Origin of the sequence: Stutzerimonas kunmingensis (assembly GCF_014764705.1) — a bacterium.
Lineage (GTDB): Bacteria > Pseudomonadota > Gammaproteobacteria > Pseudomonadales > Pseudomonadaceae > Stutzerimonas.
Window position 1 is genome coordinate 14,693 of the sequence record NZ_JACXXG010000036.1, and the last position, 22,913, is coordinate 37,605.

Here is a 22,913-nt window from a genome sequence, read left to right on the forward strand (position 1 = left end):
TCCGCCTCGCTCACGTGGTAAACGAGGGGTACCACGTCGCAGATCACGTCGACGTCGCGCTCTGAAAGAAGTCCGCCGGTTTGTTCAAAAAATCGTTCAGGCGCCCCTGCAGCTGCGTCCAGTCGGGCAGGCTCAGCCGAGTGATTTCCACCAGCGACAGGCCGGTGCAATGCGAGCTGATGAAGTCCGCGCGATCGGCCGGGGTTTTCAGCTTGCGCATGACCTTCGTCGCCTTCATCGCCGGCACCTGCAGGGTCAGGCGATCCACTTCGCGGCCGATGGCCTTGATCGGGACCAGCAGCGGAGCGTCGTCGGGATCCTCGGGCTTTTTGCCCAGGAAGTAGGAAGCCGGGAGGTTCACGTACTCGTGAATCCGCGTCGACAGGGTCACGTAGTCGGGGCGCTTGATCTCCTCGAGCACCGCCTGCGGCAGGCCGGTGGCCAGCAGCAGCAGGGCCTCGAACTGGTCGTCTTCGTCGTCGCCGGCGTTGTCCATCGCGACGCGGTATTCGGCGATGGTGAAGGGGCGCAGCGTGATCGTGGTCAGCTTCTCGCCGTTCTCGGCCGCGATCGGCCACTGCAGCGTGTGCGGTTCGGGTTGCCAGGTCATTGCGGGTTTCCTTGCGTGCACGAAAAAGCCGCCCGTAGGCGGCCCTGTTCGAGGGTGGGGAGGGTCAGACCATCAGGGCCAGGCGGCGGGCGCCCTTGAGCAGGTCGCGGCCGTTCACGACGACCTTCTGCGTGCGGGTGTCGATATCGATCACAGGCACGCCCATTTCGAGGCGCGTGTAGGTGCGCAGCGCGATCTCGAGCACCGTCACGGGCTTGTCGCCCATCTTGAGGGTCTTCTCCTCGAGCTTTTTCAGCTTGCCGCCCTGCACGTGGTAGGTGAACCACTCGTTGCCGTCCTGGTCCTCGCCGGCCTCCTGCACGGTCAGCAGCACGTCATCGCCGCCGCTCACGCCCAGGGCCGCCATGATCGGCAGGCCGACGCCCTGCAGCGTCAGCTTGCCGGTCAGGGCCTTCATGCCGGTGGCCATCTCCTCGGGGATGTAGCGGCCCCCGCGCATCTCCTCCATATCGAACTCGATCGCCGGCGGATCGTAGTCTTCGATAGTGGCGTTAAGCGGCAGACCCTGCAGGGTCGCCGTGATGATCTGCCGCACTCGGTTGGTAAACATCAGAGGACGTCCTCCAGAAATTCTTCGATGATCGCGTCAGACGCATTGAGCTGGTAAATCATGTGCTCGTTCGGCGCATAGCGCCCGTAATCGATGCACAGGTACCAGGTGCCGTTTTTGTACTTCTCGACGCTGTTCAGCTCGGGGTGCAGGTACACCTTGCCGCCCGGGATGGTCTCGTCGGCGACCAGCGTCTGCAGCCAGTCGTCAATGCGCTTGACCTCCTGCTCCATGAACGACTTGGTCAGGTTCTTGGCCATGACCTTCTGCGCCGCCTTGACCAGCTTGCGGATGATGGCGTCCTCGAGGCCCACGTAGCTGATGAACTTGCCGGTGATCGTGCGGTTACCGATCAGCGAGAAGCCGCCCATGGTGGTGCGCGCGTAGTAGCTCACGCCGTAGCGGTTGAGCAGGTCGCCCTCGGTCGACTTGTCGAGGATGTTGTACTCGACCACGCGCGAGACGTCGGCCGCGTAGGTCACCTGGTTGCCCGGGCTTTCCCACTGCTTGACCGCTGCCAGCGCGGCGATCGCCAGGCTCGAGGGCGGCAGGAACACGTTGGCCTTGGCCGCCTTGGAATAGACCGCCGGCATCTGGTGCACCATGTAGCCCCGGTCGTAACCCAGCTCGGCGCCGCCGATGCCCTCGGAGTTGGTCACCTGGCCGGAGACCGGCACGTCGAGCCCGTCGAAGACGAAGCGCGCGCGGATCCGCTTGCCCAGGCTGGCCAGCTCGCTGTGCACCGCCTGCGCGTCGGAGAAGCCCGGGGCGCCGATGATGGTCGGCAGCTCCTGGCAGGTGGTCAGCGCCTGCAGGCCGGTTTTCTGGCCCGACTCGAGATCGATGCCGCCGATCACATTGTTCAACGTGTCGGCCTCGAGGGTGCCCTCCTCGACGACCACCACGTAGATCGGCACCTTCACCACCTTGAGGATCTGGTGCACCACCTGGTAGAGCGTGCCCGCCTCGGCGCCGGTCGGATCCAGCAGCGCAGCCAGGGTGTAGCTGTTGATGCGAAACGGCGCATTGCGCGGCACGCTCATATCCGCGTTCGGCGCGGTACCGACCAGGCCGACGACATTATCGCCAAGCCCGCCCATTGCCTCCGGCGACTCGGTCGTCTCGACCGAAACGCCGTTGTGCTCGAAATTGGTTACCTCGGCCATGGTTACTCCTTAGCGGCGGTTTTCTTGGTGGCAGCGGCGGCGGGCGCCTCGGCCTCGGTTTCGGTGGCGGTCAGCTTGATGCGGCCGGCGCGCAGCAGCTGCTGCGCCTCGACGTCCATCAGGTCGAGCTTTTCGCCCTTGTTCGCCCAATGGCCGCCCCCCTTGGGGAATGCGACGAGGACGGTGTAGTTCTTACGATGTGCAGGCATGCGGAGTGCTCCAGGCATAAAAAAACCGCTTGCGCGGCGGTGGGTTGCGGTAGGTGTGCAGCTGGCCCGGCAGGGCCGGCGGCGGGCAGTCAGCGATCGCCCACGGCAGCGGCGGCCGGCGCAGCGCTGGCCACCAGATCAGCAGCAGGATCAGCGGCATACGGCTTTCCCTCGTCGTGCTCGATGCTCTTTTCGCAGTGGTCGGGGTCGATGCGATCCAGCAGGCCGCAGAGCAAACAGCCCCACCGCCTACCGGCCCGGCGGGCCTTGGCCGCGCGCGAGCTGATCGTCTCGTCCTCGTCGCCGTTGGCGGCGGCATTGCCGAGCTGGTCGAAGGCGACCGAGAGCTTCCAGGCGCGCGCAGGGCTGGCGATGATCGACCAGGCCATGCGCAGCGCCGCGAACAGCCCGGCGACCAGGCACAGCAAAAACAGACCGGCCAGAATGGCGCGCTCTTTCATGATGGCTTTCCTTGTGAGGGGTCAGAAACGAAAACACCCCGGGGTGCGGGGCGTTTAGGTGGCCGGCAGTGGCGGCAGACCTTGCAGGATTCGCGCGGCGCGCTCCGGCGCAACCAGTGGAGAATCGCCGAGGGTCAGGTATTGCACCGCCTCGATAACACTCGCGCTGGCCAATTCCACGAACGTCAATCGCGGGTCTTCGACCATCTGCAAAATGTCATCTACCACCGGGTCGGTAGGGCGGGCGCTCCTGATCGCCACCCGCTCGGCCAGCGTGAACAGCAGCATGAATTCAGGCGACGTCGGCGCCATGTTGCCAACCTCGGGCGAGGCAGGCGCCTCGACCACGCCAGGCGCCACCCACTCGCCATCGACCAGGCGCGAGCCGGGCACGACAGTGGCGGGCACCTCGACGAATTCAGCGGCGATGCTGGGGTGGAATTGCTTGGCCGGGGCGCTGGAAACGTCCACGGCCACGCTGTTAATGATGCGTGCGAAATTCGTCATTTGGTTACCACTCCACGATTACGAGGCCATCGCCGCCATTTCCGTTTGGAGAGCCAGTGTATTGACCACGGCCGCCGCTGCCGCCACCTAGCCCCCCGGCGCCCATCTGCCCGCCGCCAGAGCCAGTGCCGCCACCGCCACCGCCAATTCCGCCACGGCCACCGCCACCTGATCCACCTGATCCGCCACCACCACCCCCTCCGCCTGTTCCGGCATCATTTCCCCCAGAAGAAGCTGCGCCACCAACTCCGCCAGACCCGCGGAAAGCGCTATCGGTCTCGAACCGCGCGGTGAATGTGTAGATCGTCGTTGATTCACCTGTTCCGCCTGAAATGTTTGGCCCGGCCTTCGGGGTAGATGATCCGCCATTTCCGCCACGGCCACCGCTGCCGCCTCCGCTGCCGCCGTACTGCGATGTTCCGGTAGCACCAGCGCCACCGTCGCCACCAACGCCGCCACCACCACCGCAGGAATAAACAGTCGTCCCTGCGGCAGTTACTGCATTGCCGCCGCTGCCCCCAGCGAAGCCAGCGCCACCGCCGCCTGCTGCATATCCTGAAGCGTCCGCAGTCCCGCTGCCGCCGTTGCCGCCAGAAAACGAATTTGCCGTGCAAGTCCCGCCCGCGCCGCCAGCACCGGCGATGTTCGCCCCCGTCGCGACAAGACCACCACCGCCGCCAGTAGCAGTGATGAGAGCGCCAAAAGAGCTAGACCCGCCCGCGTTGCCGTTGGTATTTGCCGCCGAAGTGCCTGCACCGCCTACGCCAACAGTGACCGCATACGAGGCACCCTCTGTAACATCGAAAACAGCAACGCCATAACCACCACCGCCGCCGCCGCCTGCGCCACGACCAGCACTTCCGGTTGCCCCGCTGCCACCAGCTCCGAGAACTGAAACGCGAATCTTCGAAACGCCGACCGGGACTTTGAAAGTGCCGTTTTCAATGAATCTCTGCGCCTTGCCGATTCCAAAAACATCTTGCCCGATAGGCTTTGACGTGAGATTCCCGTTCAGGAATCCATCTTTATTGGCCTCACTCAAAACCCGTCCCATTACGCCACCTCCTCAAACCCATGAACCCGCACACTGCAATCCGCCGTCGTGCTGCGCACAACCACCCGCTCGCCGGCCCCGGCCACAATCGCAGTGCGCTCCAGCACGCCCTGGGCGGGGATGGTGACCCCGTACTCGATGTAGTCAGCGAGCGCGGGTGCGTCTGCCGGCGCGATGGCCAGGTTGACCACCGCTGCGGTGCTCCCTCGGTTGACGACGGCAACGTTGACCGTTGCGACGGTACTCACCGGCACGGTGTAGAGCACTGTGTCGGTATCGGCCGCCAGGGTGGCGGCACCTAACCTGCCTGATGGCATGGATCAACCTCCTGAGAAGAAAAAGCGCAGCGCCGGACGCCAGTGGGCATGACGGTCTGCTTGGTGCGCCGACAGGGCCGCGGCGGTCGCGTATTGAGGGTGGGGATTCGGCGCCGCCGCGTGGGCGGCCACTTCGCCCAATACCCAATCGCGCGTGGCGTTGACGATCGAGTTATCGACCGTAAGCGTCACGCTAGCGGCGTTGGATGTTTCAAAAACGGCGCGGATAAACAGCTCTTTTGCGACCCCATCGCCGGGCAGCGGCTTTTCCGAGGCGGGATATTTGCAGATCCCGTAAAGCACGCCCGTATCGGTCCAGATGCCTACCTCTCGAACCGTGAAGCCCCCAATATCCGCCGGCATCAGGCCCTCGACCAAAAACCGACTAGGGTTGGTGGCGTCCGGAGAAAGGTCGGTCAGTGCGGCGCGCCAGACCTCATTACGCAAAGCCGTGGCGGCCTCGGTCGGGTCATAACTCGCGCCCCCACCGTCGCCGGCTGAGATTTGCGCCAGGTTGATGGGCTCGCGGGCGGTGATCCGTTCGGCCTCATATGCCAGGCCGGCCGCTGTCACCAGCGTATAAAACTCAGGCATTAGGTGCTCCCGGGTAAATCGTGATGGTCTCGAGGGTCAGCACACCGGCGCCGATGTACGTCGTGCCTTTCGCGCTGATGCCGATCGCTGTCACCAGCTGGTCACGCTCTGATTGCGCGGCCTGCAGGCGCTGATCAAGACGCTCGTTTATGTCGCGGTCGTAAGCGCGCGATATCCACGCCAGAACGCGCACGGTGTAGGGCTCACCAACTGGCCGCTGCTGATGCCACGGCACCACCTCCGGCTCAAGTTCCAGGCTCTCAACCGCGCGCCGCAAGGCGGCGCCGGTGCCGGCCAGCCGCTTGGTCTGCCAGGCCGCCACGACCGTTGTCCGTTTCTCGCTGTCGGGCGCAGCGGCACGCCACTCGCTGACCCCGCGATCTGCCGCCAGATACGGCAGGAAGGAGGCAGGGGTGACCAGCGGATCCATCAGTTCGGGAAATGGCGGCTGGATTCGATCCAGCAGTTTCGCAAACGCCAGATCCAGGCCGAGCTCAAGCAGCGATGCGTTGGCCGGTAACAGGCTTACGCGCGGGGCCTCGGGTGCGTCACTCATAGCGTGCGAACCTCGATTTCGACGCCTTCACAGAACGGCGCCTGATGGGCCGCGCATTCAATGGCCGCAAGCGGCTCGAGCAGCTGCAGGCGCTCCGCGCCTGCAGCGTGCAGCACGTAATCGATGCGACTAGGGTCAACGTAGCCGCCGAGCAAATGGCGGGCGCTGGCGTAGGCCTGCAGGGCTTCCACGGCCGCCGTGCGTGTTAGCAGGGAGTCAGGGCCGGGGCTGATATAAACAACGGCGCGGATCTGATACGGCACAATCGCCGCAGCCTGTACGGTGACCAGGTCCGTCTCCGGCCGCACGTCATCACGAGCGAAGTGCGAGCGGATGGCCTCGAGCAGCTCAACGGAGGGTGTACCGTCACCGCCGCGAGCCAGCACGGTGACCATCACCTCACCCGGCGCTGTGCGGCGCGCATTGGCGTCTTTCACCTGCGCGGCAAAGCCATCGGCGGCGAATGTGTAGGTGACCACCAGTTGACCGGCGTTCGGGGCGTCAACGGTCACCGCCGCCCGCTCGCCCAGGGTCATGGCCTCGCGGCGGTACTGCAGGCGCGAGCCGGCGGCCGGCGCGTGCGGCGCGAGGTAGTAGCGCACCCGCAGATCCTCGTCGCCCTCGAGCAACGGATCGACCGGCGGGAAGGCGTTCGGGTCGCCCTCGTCGATGACCCGGCGCTCGAGGCCGAGATCGGCCGCGCGGGCGTCGAGGTTCGAGCCCTCGGCCCACCATGCCAGCATCTGCTTGATGCGGGCGTTGTATTTGCGCTCGTGGCCCTGCAGGCGCAGCGTAAAGGCCTGCAGCATCATGGCCAGCAGGTCGCTGTCGTTTTCCAGCGCCACGGCCAGCCGCGCGGCCTTCTCGGGGTCGCGGGCCTGCACATAGGCCAGCACCTCGGCCTTGAACTCGGCGAGCAGCGTCTCGAAGGTTTCGACCTTGACGATCTCGGGCTCGGCCAGCTGGTTGAGCCCCGGAATAAGCATGCTCACGTGACCACCTCAAACGTCATTTTTCGGTTGTGCCAGGTACCGGCCAGGCGCAGCCGCAGGCCGGCGCCCTCGCGGGTGACGACGATCGCCTCCGGCACGAACTCGCCGATGCCGTTCGCCTCGTTGTAAAAGGCCTCGGCCGCGTCGGCCTGCGCGAGGATCAGCAGGCGATCGCCGAGGTTCTTGCCCAGCCGGGTGGGCAGGCGACAGCCGTACAGCGGGCGCTTCTGGCGGGTGCCGAGCGGGGTCGTCAGGGCGCGGGTCGCGCGCTGCACGAAGGCGGGCCAGTCGTCGACGGTGGCGCCGGTGTCGCGGTCGATGCCGATCATGCTGGTACCCCGCCGATGCTCGGGCCGCCCGAGTTCAGGTGCTGGTGATCCTTGCCGATGTTCTTGCCGTCGTGGTCGAGGGTGCCGCCGATATGCGAGAAGCCCGCCGCCGTCAGCTTGAAGCCCACGCCGCCGAGCATTACCTCGACGCCGGATTGGTCGGCCTTGACCGATAGCGGGCCGTTTGACCAGGTCAGCGCGTGGCTTTCGTGGTCATAGGCGGTTTCGGTGCCGTCGGGGTAGGTGCGCCGGTGCAGCTCGCCGCGATCGGAGACCGGCGGGAAGGCGCCCGAAGGGATGCCCGTCAAGGCCACGCTCTGCGCGCTGCCGTCACCGGCGCCGAAGTTGATCAGCAGGCATTGCTCGCCCTCGCTCGGGTGGCGCGTCTCGCTGACCTCGCCGGCGCTGGGGTTGAAGTAGCGGATCCACGGCGACAGCAGCTCGCCATGGCTCACCCGGCAGCGCCCGGCCGCCGGATCCACGGCGGCGACGGTGCCGATGCGATTGTGATTCTCGGCGCGCCGGCGCAGGTCTTCGATTTCCGTCTCGAGTTCGGCCAGACGCTCGATCAGCGGCGCCAGGTGGATCCGCAGAATGGCGTCGAACATCGTTACACCTCGAGCGGCTCGTAGTTCGCCGGATCGTCAGGATCCACCCGCCAGCCAAAGGCCACGAGCGGGGCGGTGTTGAGGGTCGGCTCGGGCTCGACCTCACCGATCGCCAGGCGCTGCCGAAAGGTGACGCCCCAGGCGTCGTATCCGTCGGCGCCGCGCTGGAATATCGAGGGGCCGCTGTGCAGGTCCTCGGGGTAGTTGCACTGGCGCCCGTGGAAGCCCCAACGGTTGCAGTCGGCCAGGCGCTCGAGGGCGGTCGCGAGGTTGATCGCCTCGAGGTTGGCGTACTTGCGCCACCTGGCCACGACCGCGTGCAGGGTGACGGTGACGTCGTGCACGTAGCGCCCGTCGTTGTGCCGGGTGGCCGGGGTGGTGCGCTCGAGCTCGATCAGCACGGTGGCATCGCCGACCTTGCCGTCGAACTCCTCGTAATTGGCCACGCTGACGCCCAGCCCAGCAGCGTGGACGGCGTCACCGATGGCGAAGAACAGGTCGGACAGCTGATTAAGCGGCCTCGAGGACATAACGGGCCTCCTGCTCGAACAGTTCCATGAATCGATTGGTGGCGCGGCGCTCCCAGCGCTCGAGGGCGCCGAGGCCTTCGCCTTCCCAATCCTCGGTCACCTTCTCGATCGGCAGGCGCTCGCGGCCCTTGCGCCGGAAAACCAGGCGCTGCGTCGATCGCATCGGTGATATGAAGGCGGCGTCGTATTGACGATGACCGACCGCGACGCCGGTCGGGGTCTGCTTGGGCGTGCCCAGGTAATGCACGCTGATCGGTTGCAGACCGACCCACAGCTTCACCTCCTTGGCGGTGGATCGGCTATGGATCTGGTAACGGTGGCGAAGTGGGCTCTGCGTGATGCGCAGCTCGCGGGAGATCTCCCGCGAACTGTGCGTGCGCAGCCACAGCGCCGTTTTGCGCAAGGCGCGGGCGGCGGCCAGGTCGAGGCGGCGCGGCATATCGGCGATGGCCTTGTCGACCGACGCCCAGCCGTCCACCTCGAAGTTCAGCTCGAAGCCTGCCATCTGCCCCGCTCCCCTGCAGGTGCTGCTCGGTTGCCATACGGCACGAGGGTTAACAGCGAGCGCAGGCGCCCGAGCGGCTCGACGTTGCCGACGGAGTACTCGACCCCGTCGACGACGATCTTCGCCGTCCGGTCCTGCGGCACCGCCGAGGTGGCCATCTGCAGCAGCACCTGGTCGGGTCTCACCCGCAGGTTCGCCGCGTTCGGATCCACGCCCGAGCGGTACTGCCGACCCGAGCGGGTCGGCGCGCCCAGCATGCCGTTGACCGTGCGCGCTTCCCGCCCCGGCTCGATCACCTGCACGGTGCAGCCAAACTCGTCGGGGTCGTAGAGCGCGTCGAGGTCGTCGGCGCCGATCACTTCGACTTAGCCGGCGTCACCGGCTTTTCGGCTGCAGCCTTGGCCTTTTCCAGCTCGGCCACTTCGGCGGTCAGAGCGTCTCGGCGCTGGCCGAACTCCTCGAGGTCGCTTTCCAGCGCCTTGAGATCACCGGCCAGCTCGTTCTTGCGATCCTGCAGGGCGGCGATTTCGTCCTCGAGGTCACCCTTTTTGCGGGCTAGCTCTTGCACTTGCTCGCTGATGAACTCGGCGACTTCGTCGTCGCCCTGCTCGGCGCGATAGGCGGCAACCTCCTCGTCGGTGGCGTCGCGGGCCAGCTTCGAGCCGATCCAGTCATTGCGCAGCGCGCGGTCGACCTCGAGCGTGGTTTCGGCGGGTACAAACTCGCCGTGCACGCTCAGGCCGAGCAGCGTCACCACGATGTAACTCGTGGGCAGTTGCTTGCTCATGGGTTTGGTTCCTTGTGATACGGTCAAAATCGGGGGCCGTAGCCCCCTACCTGCCCGCTTTCAGGTTCGGATTTAGGCCGCTGCCTTGTTGGCGATGCAGAAGCCCTCTTTGCGGCGGATGCCGGCGTCGACGTCTTGGAACACGCGCAGCATCAGGCCGTCGCTGCCTGCCAGGGCATACGGGTCGGGCTTGAGGTCCAGCACGCCCCACATGCCGAGGATCATCTGCGAGAAGTCGCCATAGACCCACTTGTCGGCCGGCATCTGGTTGGTGGCCTCGGCGCGGTAGCCGTTGACCTCGTTGTCCTTGCCCCACAGGCGCTCGCCGGTACCGGCGAAGACTTCCTTCTTCTTGGCCATGCCGCGCTGCGTCATGCTGGTCAGGTAGGCCAGCGAGCCGCTGTCGACGTTGAAGGTCGCCGTGTTGCTTTCCATGTTGACGACCGTATCCCAATCGATCCCGGTGCTCGGGAAGTTGAGGGTCGGAACGCCGGCCATGTTCAGCAGGCCGAGGATCTGGTTATCGACGCCGGTGCCGGTCAGCAGCGCCAGGTCGATGGCCACGGCGATGCCGTCGACCAGGTCGCTGATGATCAGCGATTCGATCGAGCGGCTGGCCTGCTTGCGCAGCTTGCGGGTGACCGGGATCGCGCCGGCGATGGTCTTCGGCGACAGCGGGATGGTGGTCAGGTCGAAGTCGCTCGGGGTGACGTTCTCGCCCTCGCCCAGCCAGTAGAAGTTGCTCCCGTTGAGCTTCTTCGGAATGTCCAGGTCGCCCACCAGGCCGCCCAGCATGCGCATGCCCAACTTGGCCATCACGGTGCGGTTGCGCAGGATGTCGACGAACTGGTCGAGGCGCAGGTCAGTGGCCACCAGCTCGCCACCCTTGCCGGCCTCGCCCTTGCTCATGCCGCGTTTGTAGCCCTCGAGCAGCAGGTCGTGCGGCACGTAGAAACCGCGCGCTTCCTTCTTGAGGTGGTCGCCCAGGGCGATGCTGACCTCGCGCTCGAGGCCCGCCTTGCTCCAGTCGTTCTCGGCGGCGGCGTTCAAGGCGCGCATCAGCGAGTATTCGCCGACTTCCTTCTCGCTCAGGCCCATGCCGCGAGCCGATACGTCATTCGTGAACTTCGGCAGCTCACGGGCGCCAGGCTTGGCCGGCGGGGTGCTGGTCGCGACAGGCTTGTGACGCTCGAGCAGCTGCGCGCGCAGCTGGTCGACCGAGTGACCGGCGGTGATGGCTTCGGACGCCAGCGCGCGGTGCGCCGGGAACTGCTCGCCGAGGGCCATCAGGTCGGCCACGCGCTGACGCTCGAGGGTGACCGGGTCGGTGCCGTTGGTGTTGGTGGCGGTCGGGTTGTTGCGCTGACCGTCGTTCGGGTCGTTCGGCTGGGGCATTTCGATACCTCGAATGGTGATGGTGTGTATGGGTGTTTCAGGGGCGGAACGCCCTACCCCGACGGTCGGGTCGGCGGGCACGGAAACGCTGGAAACCTCGTAGGGCTCCCAGCGGGTGACGCGGTAGTGATCGAGGCCGTTTTCGCTGCGCTCGAGGACCATTTCGACGGGGATGTAGCCGACCGAGATATTCCGGCGGATGCCGTCGATCACGTCCTGCCAGATCTCCTCGGCGCGCTCGCTGCGCGAGAAACGGATCCGCGCGCGCAGCTTGCGATCGCTGTCGAGCCAGGCCTCGTCGACGACGCCGATCTGCCCGCTCCAGCTGTTGTGCTGCAGCAGGAAGGGGGCGCCGGCGCGCAAGCGGGTCAGGTCGACCGACTCCTCCGAGTGGTCGAGCACTTCCATGCCGAACCACCGGCGCACCGGGTATTCGCTGGAAACGGCGACCTCGACGGTGCGGGCCTCTTTATCGATGGTCGACAGGTCGACGGCGAGCGAGCGCTGCAGCTGCTGGCCCTCGATCTGCCGCAGGACGGGCGGCAGGGCGCCGCTATTCGTCGTCGGTGCCGTCGGGTTTGGCATCGTCGGTTTCCTCGGTTGGTTGGGGTTCAGCGAGCAGACCCAGCTCGCGCAGGCGCTCGGCCTCGTCGGCCAGCTCGGCGAAAATCTCGTCGGGGTCGTCGCCATTGGCGCGGATATACGAACTGCGCGACTTGGTGCGGTTGCCGATCGACTCGGTGGCCGATTTGCTGTCTTTAAGCGGGTCGACCCAATCCCAGCCGCGTGGCTGCCAGGCCTGCTCGCTGCTGCGGGCCAGATCCCGGGGCGGGATCTTCAAGGCACCCTTGAGCAGGGCGCACTCGAACCAGGTTTCGCCGAGGCGCTCGAGCAGCTCGCTGATGACCAGCTCCTGCACGCACTTGTAGAAGTCGCGCTCGTCGAGCGTGCCGTCGCGCAGGCTCGAGAAGCTCACGCCCTCGAGGTCATTGGAAAGCCGGTTGTAGCTCGGCCCCAGGCCACCGGCGGCGCTGCGCAGGGTGTCTTTGACGAAGGGGGCGAAGTCGCTCCCGGGCGTGTTGTGATTGAGCTCGCGGTACTTGTAGCCGTAGGGCAACGCCCGGGCGGTACCGGCCTCGACTTCCTCGTAGATCGCGCCGACGTCGTCTTCGTCTTCGTTGGGCGGGTCGAGCCACTCGGCGTCGGGCTCATAGAAGCCGGTGATCTTGGCCGCATGCTCGGCCTTGATCCGCGTCGCCTGGCGAAACTCCTCGAGGTGGTGCAGATCCAGCGCGGCGGCATGGGTCCAGGTGAAGCCACGCACCTGGTGCGGGCGCCACGGGTCGAAGCTATGGATCAGCTCGTCGGCCGGGATCCGCTCGTACTTCTCCTCGACCGGGCCGTGATAGACGTCGCCGGGGTGGTACTTGAGCAGCCAGTAGGCGACCGCGCGCTCCCAGGCGTCGAGCTCGACGCCCATGCGGATGCGGTTGCCGTTGTCGAGTTCCTGGTTAAGGTTGAGATCCAGCCGATCGGCCTCGAGGATCTGCACCGCGAAGCCCCAACGGTTCGGCCAGTTGCGCAGCAGGCGCACAAGCACCTCGCCGTCGCGGGCCAGGGTCTCGATCCAGAGCCAGCAGAACGTCACGAAGCTATAACGCCCGGTGACGTCGAACTGCCCTTTGCGGCAAAACTTGGTCCATTCCTTCTCGATCAGCCGGCGGGTGATGCGGTCGGGCTTGCCATCGGGCAGCACGGCCTTTGACTGCAGGCTGATGCCGTAGGGGCCGACGACGTTCTGCCGCAGCAGGCGGTAGAAGCGCTTGAGCGGCGAGGCGTTGATCGACTGCTCGCGGGCGCGCTGTCGCAGCGTCTCGTGATCGCCGTAGATCAGCTGGTTGGCATCGGCGCCACTCGAGCGCCGCGACCAGGCCTTCGTCAGCCCGCCACCGCTGGCCATCTTGAAACCTCGACGACCGACGGTCGGCTCCCGCCGTGCGGTGCTGGCATCGGCGGCAGGCGTGCGCCCGCCACCCCAGCCCAAGCGCGCCAGGGCGCGGCGTAGCGGGTTCATAGGCTTACCTCAGAATGAAATGCACCGGGCGGCCGAGTGGCCATCGGCGGTTGCGCTCGCGCGCCGCCTCGCGGCGGTACTGCAGGCGCAGCTCGTTGAGTCGCTCGATCGGGATCCGGTCAAGGCGCTGGCCGTCGATCTCGTAACTCTGCTGATCCTTGGGGATCCGCTTCTCGAGCGCGGCCTCGATCAGGGCGAGCATGCGCTGCGCGTGGCTGCGCACGTCGCTCGGCTCGGCCGTGGCGAGGTTCGGGTCGACCTGCAGCGTGCCCTTGGCCACCGTCAGGCGCTCGTCGCCCTTGGCGGCCAGCGCGACCCAGCGGTAGAGGCCGGGCGCCCACGTTGCCGTAGTACCGGCCGAGAGCTCGACGCGGTACGGGGCCGCGGCGATCGCCGCGACCTCGTGCCGTTCGGGGCCGCTGAAGACGTACAGCAGCACCCAGCCGTCAGCAGCCGGGCAGGCGGGCACGTCACGCGACCAGGCGACCGAGTCGCCGGCGTGTAGGGTGGTCGGTTCCATGGGTCACCGGGGTGATTTGCGGATGATCTTCACGCGGGGCCGGGCCTTGGCCTTTGGCTTCGGTGGCTCTGCGGGGGCGGGCGATCGGGGCGCAGGCGATGGGGTTTCGTCGCCCTCCTCCTGGTCGTCATCCACCGGCGCGGGCTGCGGATCCGCAACGGGCTGCCCACCCTTGACCAGGGCGACGAGCTCGGCACGGGTCAGAGCGCCGACCTTGCGGCGCTGCAGCTTGTCGCGCAGGGCGAGGATGTACTGCATCGCCTCACAGTCGAGGTAATGGTTTTCGCCGACCTGGTGGAAACGGCCCTCGCTTTCGCGCCACTCCTCGCCGACCAGCTGCTTGCAGTAGTCGTCGGTGACTTGCTGATGCAGCAGCCACCAGCCGGGCCGGGTATCCGGTCGGCCGAAACGGCTATGCACCCAGCGCTTCGCGAGGGGTGAATCGAACGCCCAGCGGGCATCGCCGCGCTTGCGGGTTTTGCCCTTCTTGTCCTGCTCGACGAGCTCCTTGCGGAACGGTTTGTCGAGCTTCTCCCGGCCGCGCAGGGCGATGGCTCGCCCCTTGTGCTCGTTGATGAACTTGTAGACCTGGTCATCGCGATAGCCGATATCGATGCCGGTCAGGCTGATGCCGTGACCGTCACCGTATTCGGTGTCGATCAGCTCGGACAGCTGGTCCCATACGGCATCCTGATCGGTCTCGCCCCATAGCTCGCCGTGCTCGAGGAGCATCGAGCCGAGGCCGGCGAACCAGGCGCGCACGACGTACACCAGGCGGTTTTTCTGCACGTCGATCGTGCAGTAGATCCGCAGGGGCTCGTGCAGCAGCTCGGCGGCGGCGTAGCCGAAGCACTGCGCGCGAACCTCCTCCCAGCTGGGGGCGTCGCCCGCCTCGGCGTAGCACTCGCCGAAACCCGTGTTGTAGACGGCCAGCAGCTTGGCCGGGTCGCCATCGATCAGGGCGGCCAGCAGCTTCTTGGCAAGGAATCCGTAGGACTTCTTGACGGCGAAGCTGCACAGGCCCGAGACCCATATCGAGTAATGGGTAAACCCGGCCGTGTCAGCGGTGCCGAGGATCTCGCCCTTCTTGCTGATCGACTCGCCAGGGGCAACCGGAACGCCGCGGGCGTTCATCCAGGGCCGCCACTTGTCCTCGATCATGCAGCCATTGCAGGGGCAGGTCAGCCGCGCATGCTTGAAGGCCTCGTCGGGCGTGCACTCCTCGGCCGAACCTTTGCCGGGCCACCAGAGCAGGCCCGACCAGGGCACGAAGTATTCGCCGCACTCGGGGCACGGTACCGCCCACTCGTGGCGGGTGCCCGACTGCCAGAGTTGCCAGACCTTCGAGCCGACTTTCTTCGCCTCGGCGACGACCCAATGCCACAGGCCGGTGCGCTCGTCGGGTCGTCGCTCGATCTTGCCGTGCGTGGGCGTGGCGGTGTAACCGATTTTCGAGTCGGCGTAGGCATCGCCCCGCGCCTCGATGATCTCGGTCGTGTCACCTTCGCCGGTGTTTACGATGCGATCGACCTCGTCGACCATCACCAGGCCGGCAGAGTCGGCGGCGAGCTCGGTCGGCGAGCCGGCCCAGGCGAAACGGAACTTGGTACCGCCCAGCCACTTGACCGTTTTCGTGCTGCGTCCTTCGTACTTCGCCGCGAGCGACTCGCACTCGCCGAACATGGCCATGAATTTGGGCTCGACCGTGCCATCGATCAGCGGCTTGGTCGGGGCAACGTACAGGCAGGGCGTCGGATCCTCGTCGAGCCGGTGGCCGATGATGTTTTCCATCGTCACCGACTTGCCCATCTGCGTGCCCATGACGAAGGTCACGCGGGAAAAGCAGGGCTGCGCGAACGCCCAGGCGACCGGGCGCATATAGGGGTTGGTGTCAGGGCTGAACGGGCCGGGGATCGGCGCGCTCGGCGGCATGATGCGCTTGTCGGCCGCCCACTGGTCAGCCGTCCTCGGCGGCGGCGCCTGCACCATCTTCGCCGCGTAGCTGATCGAGGTGGTCAACGTCCGCAACGAGCTCGCGTGCGCGACGTTCGAGGCGGTCGGCAGTAGCTGCGCGGATACGCCGCGTTTCTTCAAATACTCGAGCTCGGATGGTGGCAGGGTCATCGATCACCGCCAGATCGGCAGCGCAGCGGCTAGGCAGCGCGTCGAGTTGAGTTGCATAAACGGCCGCCACGCTGACTAGGATCTGCCCGACGGTGTCGGCAGGCAGGAGCCGGCCGCGCGTCTGGTCGATCTCGAGCTGCAGCTTTTCGCGGCGCGCGCGCTTGAGCAGGCGATCCTCGGTCGAGGCAGAGGCGAGCCCCTCCTCGTCTTCGTCGTCGTCGCCGAGCTCCTGGCGAACGGCGCGGGCGATCAGCCACTCGATCGCCGCCTCGCTGTCGATCTGCACCTCGACGCCACGACCACCGCCACCGGAAACCGGCAGACCGTCGTCGATCAGTTTCGAGATCCAGCGCGGCGACTTGCCGATCAGCTCGCCGAGTTCCTTCTTGCTGACGATCTTGCCCATGGGGAGAAAGGACCAAAGGAGCCAAGGAACAAAAGCGCAAAACCGCATAAGTCCTTTTGAACTGATGCGGTTTTGATCCTCTGCGGAATAGGGTCGAGGCCCCGCCGTGACTGGCTGCGGGGTCAGCCGAGCGATGCAGGCCGGCAGGGCCTCGAGAAAGGAAGAACGGACCCGACTCGCGGATCCAAACCCGCGCGAAGCCCGCGAGTTTCATACCCGTGAGGGGTCACCCCCTCGGGGAGGACCCACAGGCCGAGGTGCAGGTCGGGCCGATGCAGCAGGGCGCGTCGACAGCATCAGCAGCCGGCGAAGCCTTGAGCGTTTCGCGCGCTTGCGCGATCGCATTGCGGCCGACGTCTTCGCGGATCTCGTGCATGGTCTGCTTGAGGCGATAGCCCTCGAGCTTCCACAGTTCATCCCGCGCAAGCCGCTCGGCCTTGCTGATCGCCAGCTCGATGCCGAGCTGCAGACGGAAGTTCTCAGGACTCGCGCTGGCCGACTCAGCCGTCACCAGCGTGAAGCCCGACGCCATGATCGCGGTGGCCAGCACCGTGGTTGTTCCTGGCACGTGGTGCGTGCTGTAAGTGACGCCCTTCATCAGCGCGTCAATGTGCTGCGGGGTGATGCGCGGCGCCGATAGCCCCAGGTTGGCGATCTTGGTCTCGACTTGCTTCTCTGCTGGTGTCATGCGGGTGCTGCCTTATGAGCTGGTGAAAGGGAAGTGCTACCCCAAGGGTTATAACGGCCGAGCCGGCAAACCCAACTCAGGGCGCCGGAGCGGCCGAAAAAACCTTCTCGCGCTCCCGCACATACGCCTGCAGCTGCTCGAGCTGCGCCGCGTTCGCATGGCATGCGCCGTAATTGCCGGCGACCGTGGCGGCCACCGTCGAGAGCTGCACCTCGCCGTCAGGGAGGGGCTGCAGCGGCCGGGGGGCTCGCATCAGCAGCGCCGGGGCCTGCTCCGAGATCCTCGGCGCGGGCGGCTGCGTCGTGCAGCCGTACAAAGCCAGCAGGCACAGCACAGCGAGAGTCGTCATCAGGCGTGACATAAACGGGCACCCTTTGAATGATTGTTTTGCCTTGCTTCTCGATCACCTCGACCCGGTCGACGTACTCCGTCACCACCCGGTCGCGCACGGTTCCGAGCGCCTGACCCTGCTCGAAGGCCTGGCGCAGCTGCTTGGTTTCGAGCTGTTTTGCCCGGTCGAGCTCGTGACCGGCGCCACCGACCCAGCCGAGCGCGTACACCAGCCCGGCGATCACGGCGACCGCGAGCAGTCCATAAAATCGAGTCATAAGCCCACCAGGTAGAGAGTGCGCTGCAGTTGCCGCCGCACGACGATGCCGCCGCAGTTGCTTGCAGCGAGCCGGCAATCGCGGCCCGCGACGAACATCCAGCGCAGGAACTGATCAGCGGCGCCGACGTAATCACCGGCGAGCGTCAGCCGCAGCAGCGTCGAGCGCGCGAGCGCTGTGCGCCCCAGGTTGTAAACGAAGTCGGCCATGGCGATCTTCTGCCAGATCGAGGCCTTCGGCGCGGCGCGCATGACGTAATCGACCGACTCGCCGAGGTCGCCCTGCAGGTACGCCGCGCACTGTTCAGGCGTGGCCCGGTCACCAGGGCGGACGCCCTTCGTGTGCCCGGTGCAGATCGTCCAGACGCCGCCGCTGTCGGGGTAGGCCTCGAACTCGGTGCCTTCCATTTCCGGCGTGAGGATCATCAGGCCGGCGATGATCGCGGCGCGCTCGACCGGCGCCGGCAGGCCCGTCTCGTTGACGGTGAAGCCTGCAGCGGCGAGCGACAGCGTCACCGCCGCGACAATGCGCTTAATCAGCGTCATGGCTGCGCGACTCCTTGCGGCGATCCATCCAGAGGCGGAACAGCGGCACGACCCAGCGCCGGGCGACCAGGTCGGCCAGCAGCGCGGCGTAGTACAGCGCGGGCAGGACCAGCAGCCACTTCTCGAGGGTCAAACCATAGAAAGCGAGCGGGATCGCCGGCGGCACGAGCTTGGCGCCCTCGACGGCGACGGCATCCGCCATCGGCTGCAGCTTGTGGGCATCCATCGGCGGCGCTCCGAGAATAAAAAAGCCCGCTCAGTGGCGGGCAAAGGAACACTGATGGCGTCAGTATTCGGAGGGTAAGAGGTGCGCCCGGTGGGCGCGGCGACCTGCAGAAACGACAAAGCCCCGCACGGTGGCGGGGCTTTGATTTGCATGTATCGCATTAGAGCACTTATTAGACATTATCCCTTACTTTTGCGCAATACCCTAAAGCACTTTTTCGCAAAGGTGCAAATGTTCTTTTGCGCTTTAATGGTTTCCTCCTCGAGCTCGAGCAGCGTCGCGTCGTCAGGACGGACGATATTCGTGTAGCCGGCCGGCTCGCGAGACCAGTAGACGTCGGCATCGCGACCCCGATAGTCGACCAGCGTGCCGACGAGATCCCGGTACCACATGAGCGGGTCAGAGCATCGATCGATTCGCAAGACGTGGCGCTTCATCGCATAGACCTCGCCCACCCAGCCCGGGCGCCCTGCAGGCTCCCGAAGCCCTCGACCTCGTGGCCACACCCACGGCAACGAGCACCCCACTTGCCGCCCGTCTCGAAGTAGCGCGGCAGCATGGCCGCCTTGCACGTGTGCCGATCCATATCGGGATCGTTGATCAGCTCCCAGGAGGCCGTCGCCGCGACCTCGCAGGTCGTCACCTCGGCGCGATGGCGACAACCCGGGCAGGCGTACACCATCCGGCCCGCCTGCGGATCGAGACGGCGCTCCGGCGGGCTCCCGCATTGCGAGCAAGGCGTCATCAGAGCCCCCTATCCATAAGAACAAACCGAAAGCCCGCCAGCTCCTTGCAGAGCGCGGTCAGCGCGTCCCGATCCATCGCAAAAACCTCGTTGCGCATCGCCTGCCAGCGCGGGCACCAGTGCTGGTCCCAATTCGGCGTCGAGACGCCCAGCAGCTCGCGCAGGCGGCAGGCCGCGTGCAGCTCCTTGCCAGCATTCACGAAGCGCTTCGCGTCCTGCACCGCGAGGTGCGCCAGGCCCTTGGCCTTCTGCCTGGTCTTCGCCTGCACCTTGCCGAGCTGCGGCTCGTAGCGTGCCCACAGCGCCACCACGGCGCCGGCCTCGTCATCCCAGGCACGCGAGTCGGCGTAGGCGTAGCGGATCCAGTGCTGATGCTCCGGCGCGAGCTGGCCGACCGCGCGGACGATACGGGCATCCTGAAAGGCCAGCGGCCCGAGCGGGATGCTGCTTTTCTTCTTCGGACGGGTCTCGCTGGCGATCACGCGCGTGGTTCCTTTCGCCAGGGCGGCGACGTAAGCGGTGGGCAGGCGCCCCGGCTCCGCACCCTCGACCGGGCACTCGGCCCGCTCCTCGAGGATCCGCGCCGGAACGACGTCACGGGTGTTTTCGATGGTGTAGGCCGCCACGCGCTTGCCGTCGTCTTCGCGGAAGTGCTGCGGCCCCAGGAAGGCGCCGAGCACCAGGTCGCGCATGACGGCGCGGTCGTGCGTCGTCACCGCCGGCACCCGGCGAGGGGCGGCAGCGACCGGCACCGGGTCGACCGGCTCGTCGATCACGTAGTAAGTGACCGGGGCAGGGCGGGGTTTTGCGGGGCGCGGATAGCGCGAGAGGCTTAGCGTTTGCATCGGGCGGCCTCCTGGCGATCGTGTGTGTCCTGGCACTTGGTGCAGCGGTGCGCGGTCGGCACGGCCTGCAGGCGTCCGGGGTGGATCTGGCCACCACAGCCAGAGCACAGCCCCGACGACTCGCTATAGCCCGAGCGGATCCAGCGATTGCCGAGGGCCACGGCATCACAGCGGCGGGCGCGGGCATCCATGAAAGCCGCGCCAATGTCGAGCTGCATGTCGATGACCCGATCGGCTTCGCTAGGCATGGAACAACCCCAACGGAGCAGGACCGCCAGCGCCGTGCAGCAGCCGATCGGCATACCCCTCGAACTCCTCGACCACCCGCGCATTCAGCTCCCGCCACCAGGCCTCGGCGGCCTCCTGGTCGTAGGCGTCGAAGAACTCGGCGGCGGCCGCTGGCGTAGGGAACAGCTTCATCGCTTCGCCCTTGGCGCCGAAAACCCGCCCCTCGAGGCGCACCGCGCAGCTATCCACGCCGCGAGCGGCCTCGTTCACGGCCAGCAGCACTACATGCGGGGCCACTTTGAAAACCTTGATCCAGTCGCTCACTGCTGCGCCTCCTTGCGTGACGGGATGCTGACAAACTGCTCAAAAGCGTGACGGTCACGCCGGGCGAGATCCGCCACGTTGCGCAGAATCAGGGTGATGGCCTCGGCCTGCTCCTCGAAGCCGCCGAGCTCGCAGATCAACGCGAGATCCGCCTGCGTGCCCTTGTAGGCCTCGAAGGTGATCGGCTGCGATGCCGCGCGCAGCGCAGCATGCTCCTGGCGGCGCCGCTGGCGACGCTTGCGGATCCGCGCATGCCGGCGCTTTCGCTCCTCCGGCGTCTCGTTGGCCGGGGCCGGCTCCTCGAGGTCGAGGGCCAGCTCCTCGAAGTCGACCGGCACCTCGACCTGGTCGAGCTGCTCGTCAGTCATTGGCCACCGCCTTGCCCTGGTTGAGCAGCAGCTGCAGCGCGGGAAGGGGGCGGCCGGTACCGGCGGCGACCGACGTCAGCTCGTTGATCATGGCGAAGACAGCGTCGACGCCCTCCTTGAGCATGCGATCGACCTCGGCGGGGTCATCGTTTCGGTCATAGCGGCCGTTGTGCGAGGGCTTGGCGGCGGCGATGAACTGGCCGACCTCCTCCATCACCTCGCCGATACGCGCAGGCACGGCAGCGGCCGGGGCGGGCGAAAGGGTAGGAAGGCGCAGATTCGGCACGCCGATCAGCGCGAGGCACGCCTGCTGCGCGCGTGCAGCTTCGGCAGGCGGCAGGCAGTCGAGCCAGACTTGTTTCCACTCGAGCGGGAAGGGGGCGGTGCCGTTGAAGATCCGGTTTAACCGCTGGCCCCAGGCCTTGCGGCTGCGCAGGTACTCCTCGCCGTCGGCGGGCTCTGCCAGTGGCTCGACCAGATCGGCAGCAGCCAGAGCCGGGGCGAGGCGCTCGTGGGCGAATTTTTCGACCGACCACTCCGAATGCCGAAACCACAGGTTAGTGGTCTCGAGCACGATTTCCCGCTCTGTACGTGCCGCCATAGCACTTTTCCCCTCGTTGTGGATCTAAATGTAGTTATGGCGACATTTTCTCTATACAGAACGAAAGTGGCAACACAATTTCGACTTAGTGAATGGCAATTTTCCCTATTCAAATTGGACAATATGCAAAGGACTGAGAGAGGCCACCATGAAAGAGACCTTTTCCATCGGGCCGGCGATATTGCGTCGCCGACTGGCCCGAGGCTGGTCGATGCAGAAAACCTGCGACGAGGCCGGCAATGCGCTTTACCCGAGCTTTCTGTCAGCGGTGGAGAAGCAGAGCAGCATGCCGAGCGTGGCGATCGCCTACGCGCTGGCGAAAGCCTTCGGCACCACTGTCGATGCCCTGATCGAGGAAGCGATCGCCCCAGGCAGCACACCCGCCCCGGCCGAGTCGGCCAAACGGGTGCCGGTCATCCCTTGGGAATTGGCCGCCGAATGGGCTAAAAGCCCCGTCATAGAACGGTTACCGACCGGCACCCCGTGGGTGCTGCCACCCGACAACCCACCTGGTGCCGTGTTCGGCCTGGTGGTGCGCGACGACACCATGCACGCGCCAAGCGGCCCCGCCTTTCCGGTCGGGTCGGTCATCTTCGTGGATCCACGACAGGAAGCCGAGGCCAACGACCTGGTGGTCGGTTATACCGTCACCCCGGCCGAGCCGACCTTCAAGAAGTTGATACAGGACGGGTCGCAGCGGTACCTTCGACCGTTGAATCCACAGTTCCCACCGATCTCGGTGGATGGCAATTTTCAGGTAATTGGAGTGGTCACCGGTATGCAGATGCGCATCGCCAAGGGGCTTATCCGATAAACAGTATACAGAGGGTTTCTCTATAGAGAATGGATGGCGTAGACTGCGGGCTTAATCCCGCAGCATCACCTTTTCAGCAAGGCGGAAAAGAAAAAGCCCCGGGGCTGGTAACCTCGGGGCTGATCTGAAAACGTCGCTGGTGGGCGAACTGACAAAAACTCTAAGTGCTTTACCCCGTTAGAGATTTTCCCTGTTTTGCGGGCAGGAGAAGATCAGGGCATAAGCGCTTCAACACGGTCAGTCTAAACCCCATCACTGCAGCGTCAACGGATTGTTCTTTTGTGCTTTTGCGTTTTTGTGCAAAGGAACATCATGCAGAACACGAAGGACGACGCGAGCGCACTGGCCCGGTTCTACGCCGAGCGGTTCCGCTCCGACCCTTGGACACTGATCGACTTTTTCGACGCCGATATCGCCGACGTAGCGGCCTCGGTCGGCATCCGCTGGTCAGCGATTCGCAACGAGATCGGCCTGCGCGGCGACAAGGCGCGCCCCAAGGGCAAAGACGGCGTAATCGACAAGATTCACCGGGGCAAGGTCATGGCGTGGGGCGACACGAAGCGCGCCGACGACTTCGACTACCCCTTCTTCACCTTCAACAACAAC

General features: G+C 65.9%; 34 protein-coding genes. 2 read left to right on the forward strand and 32 right to left on the reverse strand.

Translation table 11 applies throughout. The features are described 5' to 3' along the window. Positions 1–43: 43 nt before the first annotated feature. The 32 genes from IEG05_RS19665 to IEG05_RS19820 form a co-directional block, all read right to left on the reverse strand. The gene (locus IEG05_RS19665) at positions 44–610 is read right to left on the reverse strand and encodes a phage tail assembly protein (RefSeq protein ID WP_191122584.1); all 567 of its coding nucleotides are present in this window, start codon (positions 608–610) and stop codon (positions 44–46) included. 64 nt (positions 611–674) lie between these two features. Then, positions 675–1,181: a phage major tail tube protein gene (locus IEG05_RS19670; protein WP_191122585.1), complete on the reverse strand. Its 507-nt coding sequence runs from the start codon at positions 1,179–1,181 to the stop codon at positions 675–677. Beyond that, on the reverse strand, positions 1,181–2,347 hold the full coding sequence (locus tag IEG05_RS19675; protein WP_191122586.1) for a phage tail sheath protein: 1,167 nt from the start codon (positions 2,345–2,347) through the stop codon (positions 1,181–1,183). The genes IEG05_RS19670 and IEG05_RS19675 overlap by 1 nt, the downstream gene beginning before the upstream one ends. Positions 2,348–2,349: 2 nt before the next feature. Next, complete coding sequence (locus tag IEG05_RS19680) at positions 2,350–2,556, reverse strand: hypothetical protein (RefSeq protein ID WP_191122587.1); 207 nt, start codon at positions 2,554–2,556, stop codon at positions 2,350–2,352. Positions 2,557–2,645: 89 nt separating this feature from the next. Next, a complete protein-coding gene (locus IEG05_RS19685) occupies positions 2,646–3,017 on the reverse strand; it encodes a hypothetical protein (protein ID WP_224742911.1) in 372 nt (123 codons plus the stop codon). Positions 3,018–3,071: 54 nt separating this feature from the next. Further along, positions 3,072–3,524 carry a hypothetical protein gene (locus IEG05_RS19690; protein WP_191122588.1) on the reverse strand — a complete coding sequence of 151 codons (453 nt, stop codon included), beginning with the start codon at positions 3,522–3,524 and terminating at the stop codon, positions 3,072–3,074. Positions 3,525–3,528: 4 nt separating this feature from the next. Continuing rightward, entirely contained in the window at positions 3,529–4,578 is a 1,050-nt protein-coding gene (locus tag IEG05_RS23695) for a glycine-rich domain-containing protein (protein WP_473774398.1), read from the reverse strand. Then, on the reverse strand, positions 4,578–4,895 hold the full coding sequence (locus IEG05_RS19700; RefSeq protein ID WP_191122590.1) for a hypothetical protein: 318 nt from the start codon (positions 4,893–4,895) through the stop codon (positions 4,578–4,580). Before IEG05_RS19700 ends, IEG05_RS23695 begins: the two co-directional genes overlap by 1 nt. A gap of 3 nt (positions 4,896–4,898) precedes the next feature. Further along, positions 4,899–5,489, reverse strand: a complete 591-nt coding sequence (locus IEG05_RS19705) for a phage tail protein (protein WP_191122591.1) — start codon at positions 5,487–5,489, stop codon at positions 4,899–4,901. Continuing rightward, on the reverse strand, positions 5,482–6,045 hold the full coding sequence (locus IEG05_RS19710) for a phage tail protein I (RefSeq protein ID WP_191122592.1): 564 nt from the start codon (positions 6,043–6,045) through the stop codon (positions 5,482–5,484). Before IEG05_RS19710 ends, IEG05_RS19705 begins: the two co-directional genes overlap by 8 nt. Next, a complete protein-coding gene (locus IEG05_RS19715; RefSeq protein ID WP_191122593.1) occupies positions 6,042–7,037 on the reverse strand; it encodes a baseplate J/gp47 family protein in 996 nt (331 codons plus the stop codon). The genes IEG05_RS19710 and IEG05_RS19715 overlap by 4 nt, the downstream gene beginning before the upstream one ends. After that, on the reverse strand, positions 7,034–7,366 hold the full coding sequence (locus tag IEG05_RS19720) for a phage baseplate protein (RefSeq protein WP_191122594.1): 333 nt from the start codon (positions 7,364–7,366) through the stop codon (positions 7,034–7,036). The genes IEG05_RS19715 and IEG05_RS19720 overlap by 4 nt, the downstream gene beginning before the upstream one ends. Beyond that, a complete protein-coding gene (locus IEG05_RS19725; protein WP_191122595.1) occupies positions 7,363–7,974 on the reverse strand; it encodes a phage baseplate assembly protein V in 612 nt (203 codons plus the stop codon). Before IEG05_RS19725 ends, IEG05_RS19720 begins: the two co-directional genes overlap by 4 nt. A 2-nt stretch (positions 7,975–7,976) precedes the next feature. After that, positions 7,977–8,504 (reverse strand): hypothetical protein, encoded by a 528-nt coding sequence (locus tag IEG05_RS19730; protein WP_191122596.1) that lies wholly within the window; start codon positions 8,502–8,504, stop codon positions 7,977–7,979. Further along, complete coding sequence (locus IEG05_RS19735; RefSeq protein ID WP_224742912.1) at positions 8,485–9,009, reverse strand: hypothetical protein; 525 nt, start codon at positions 9,007–9,009, stop codon at positions 8,485–8,487. Before IEG05_RS19735 ends, IEG05_RS19730 begins: the two co-directional genes overlap by 20 nt. Further along, a complete protein-coding gene (locus IEG05_RS19740; protein ID WP_191122597.1) occupies positions 8,991–9,368 on the reverse strand; it encodes a hypothetical protein in 378 nt (125 codons plus the stop codon). Before IEG05_RS19740 ends, IEG05_RS19735 begins: the two co-directional genes overlap by 19 nt. Continuing rightward, positions 9,365–9,796, reverse strand: coding sequence for a molecular chaperone TorD family protein (locus IEG05_RS19745; RefSeq protein ID WP_191122598.1), 432 nt, complete (start codon positions 9,794–9,796; stop codon positions 9,365–9,367). Before IEG05_RS19745 ends, IEG05_RS19740 begins: the two co-directional genes overlap by 4 nt. A gap of 72 nt (positions 9,797–9,868) precedes the next feature. Continuing rightward, positions 9,869–11,776: a phage major capsid protein gene (locus IEG05_RS19750; RefSeq protein WP_191122599.1), complete on the reverse strand. Its 1,908-nt coding sequence runs from the start codon at positions 11,774–11,776 to the stop codon at positions 9,869–9,871. Next, positions 11,745–13,265 (reverse strand): phage portal protein, encoded by a 1,521-nt coding sequence (locus tag IEG05_RS19755; protein WP_191122600.1) that lies wholly within the window; start codon positions 13,263–13,265, stop codon positions 11,745–11,747. The genes IEG05_RS19750 and IEG05_RS19755 overlap by 32 nt, the downstream gene beginning before the upstream one ends. Positions 13,266–13,269: 4 nt before the next feature. After that, positions 13,270–13,785, reverse strand: coding sequence for a hypothetical protein (locus IEG05_RS19760; protein ID WP_191122601.1), 516 nt, complete (start codon positions 13,783–13,785; stop codon positions 13,270–13,272). Positions 13,786–13,788: 3 nt separating this feature from the next. Beyond that, entirely contained in the window at positions 13,789–15,804 is a 2,016-nt protein-coding gene (locus IEG05_RS19765; RefSeq protein WP_224742913.1) for a terminase gpA endonuclease subunit, read from the reverse strand. Then, positions 15,743–16,315 carry a terminase small subunit gene (locus IEG05_RS19770; RefSeq protein ID WP_191122602.1) on the reverse strand — a complete coding sequence of 191 codons (573 nt, stop codon included), beginning with the start codon at positions 16,313–16,315 and terminating at the stop codon, positions 15,743–15,745. Before IEG05_RS19770 ends, IEG05_RS19765 begins: the two co-directional genes overlap by 62 nt. A gap of 226 nt (positions 16,316–16,541) precedes the next feature. Next, positions 16,542–17,003 (reverse strand): Gp49 family protein, encoded by a 462-nt coding sequence (locus tag IEG05_RS19775; RefSeq protein ID WP_191122603.1) that lies wholly within the window; start codon positions 17,001–17,003, stop codon positions 16,542–16,544. A gap of 218 nt (positions 17,004–17,221) precedes the next feature. After that, the gene (locus IEG05_RS19780) at positions 17,222–17,611 is read right to left on the reverse strand and encodes a hypothetical protein (RefSeq protein ID WP_224742914.1); all 390 of its coding nucleotides are present in this window, start codon (positions 17,609–17,611) and stop codon (positions 17,222–17,224) included. After that, complete coding sequence (locus IEG05_RS19785) at positions 17,608–18,156, reverse strand: lysozyme (RefSeq protein WP_191122604.1); 549 nt, start codon at positions 18,154–18,156, stop codon at positions 17,608–17,610. The genes IEG05_RS19780 and IEG05_RS19785 overlap by 4 nt, the downstream gene beginning before the upstream one ends. Continuing rightward, complete coding sequence (locus IEG05_RS19790) at positions 18,143–18,382, reverse strand: hypothetical protein (RefSeq protein WP_191122605.1); 240 nt, start codon at positions 18,380–18,382, stop codon at positions 18,143–18,145. The genes IEG05_RS19785 and IEG05_RS19790 overlap by 14 nt, the downstream gene beginning before the upstream one ends. A 179-nt stretch (positions 18,383–18,561) precedes the next feature. After that, on the reverse strand, positions 18,562–18,819 hold the full coding sequence (locus IEG05_RS19795) for a hypothetical protein (protein ID WP_191122606.1): 258 nt from the start codon (positions 18,817–18,819) through the stop codon (positions 18,562–18,564). Positions 18,820–19,126: 307 nt separating this feature from the next. Next, complete coding sequence (locus tag IEG05_RS19800; RefSeq protein WP_191122607.1) at positions 19,127–19,972, reverse strand: bacteriophage antitermination protein Q; 846 nt, start codon at positions 19,970–19,972, stop codon at positions 19,127–19,129. Next, positions 19,960–20,220: a TraR/DksA C4-type zinc finger protein gene (locus IEG05_RS19805; protein ID WP_191122608.1), complete on the reverse strand. Its 261-nt coding sequence runs from the start codon at positions 20,218–20,220 to the stop codon at positions 19,960–19,962. Before IEG05_RS19805 ends, IEG05_RS19800 begins: the two co-directional genes overlap by 13 nt. Then, complete coding sequence (locus tag IEG05_RS19810) at positions 20,213–20,524, reverse strand: hypothetical protein (protein ID WP_191122609.1); 312 nt, start codon at positions 20,522–20,524, stop codon at positions 20,213–20,215. The genes IEG05_RS19805 and IEG05_RS19810 overlap by 8 nt, the downstream gene beginning before the upstream one ends. Continuing rightward, positions 20,521–20,892, reverse strand: coding sequence for a hypothetical protein (locus IEG05_RS19815; protein ID WP_224742915.1), 372 nt, complete (start codon positions 20,890–20,892; stop codon positions 20,521–20,523). Before IEG05_RS19815 ends, IEG05_RS19810 begins: the two co-directional genes overlap by 4 nt. Beyond that, on the reverse strand, positions 20,885–21,493 hold the full coding sequence (locus tag IEG05_RS19820) for a hypothetical protein (RefSeq protein WP_191122610.1): 609 nt from the start codon (positions 21,491–21,493) through the stop codon (positions 20,885–20,887). Before IEG05_RS19820 ends, IEG05_RS19815 begins: the two co-directional genes overlap by 8 nt. 148 nt (positions 21,494–21,641) lie before the next feature. Here IEG05_RS19820 and IEG05_RS19825 point away from each other — a divergent pair, with 148 nt between their 5' ends. Next, the gene (locus tag IEG05_RS19825) at positions 21,642–22,307 is read left to right on the forward strand and encodes a helix-turn-helix domain-containing protein (protein ID WP_191122611.1); all 666 of its coding nucleotides are present in this window, start codon (positions 21,642–21,644) and stop codon (positions 22,305–22,307) included. A gap of 312 nt (positions 22,308–22,619) precedes the next feature. Beyond that, the coding region (locus tag IEG05_RS19830; RefSeq protein WP_191122612.1) for a hypothetical protein at positions 22,620–22,913 on the forward strand (294 nt) is incomplete at its 3' end.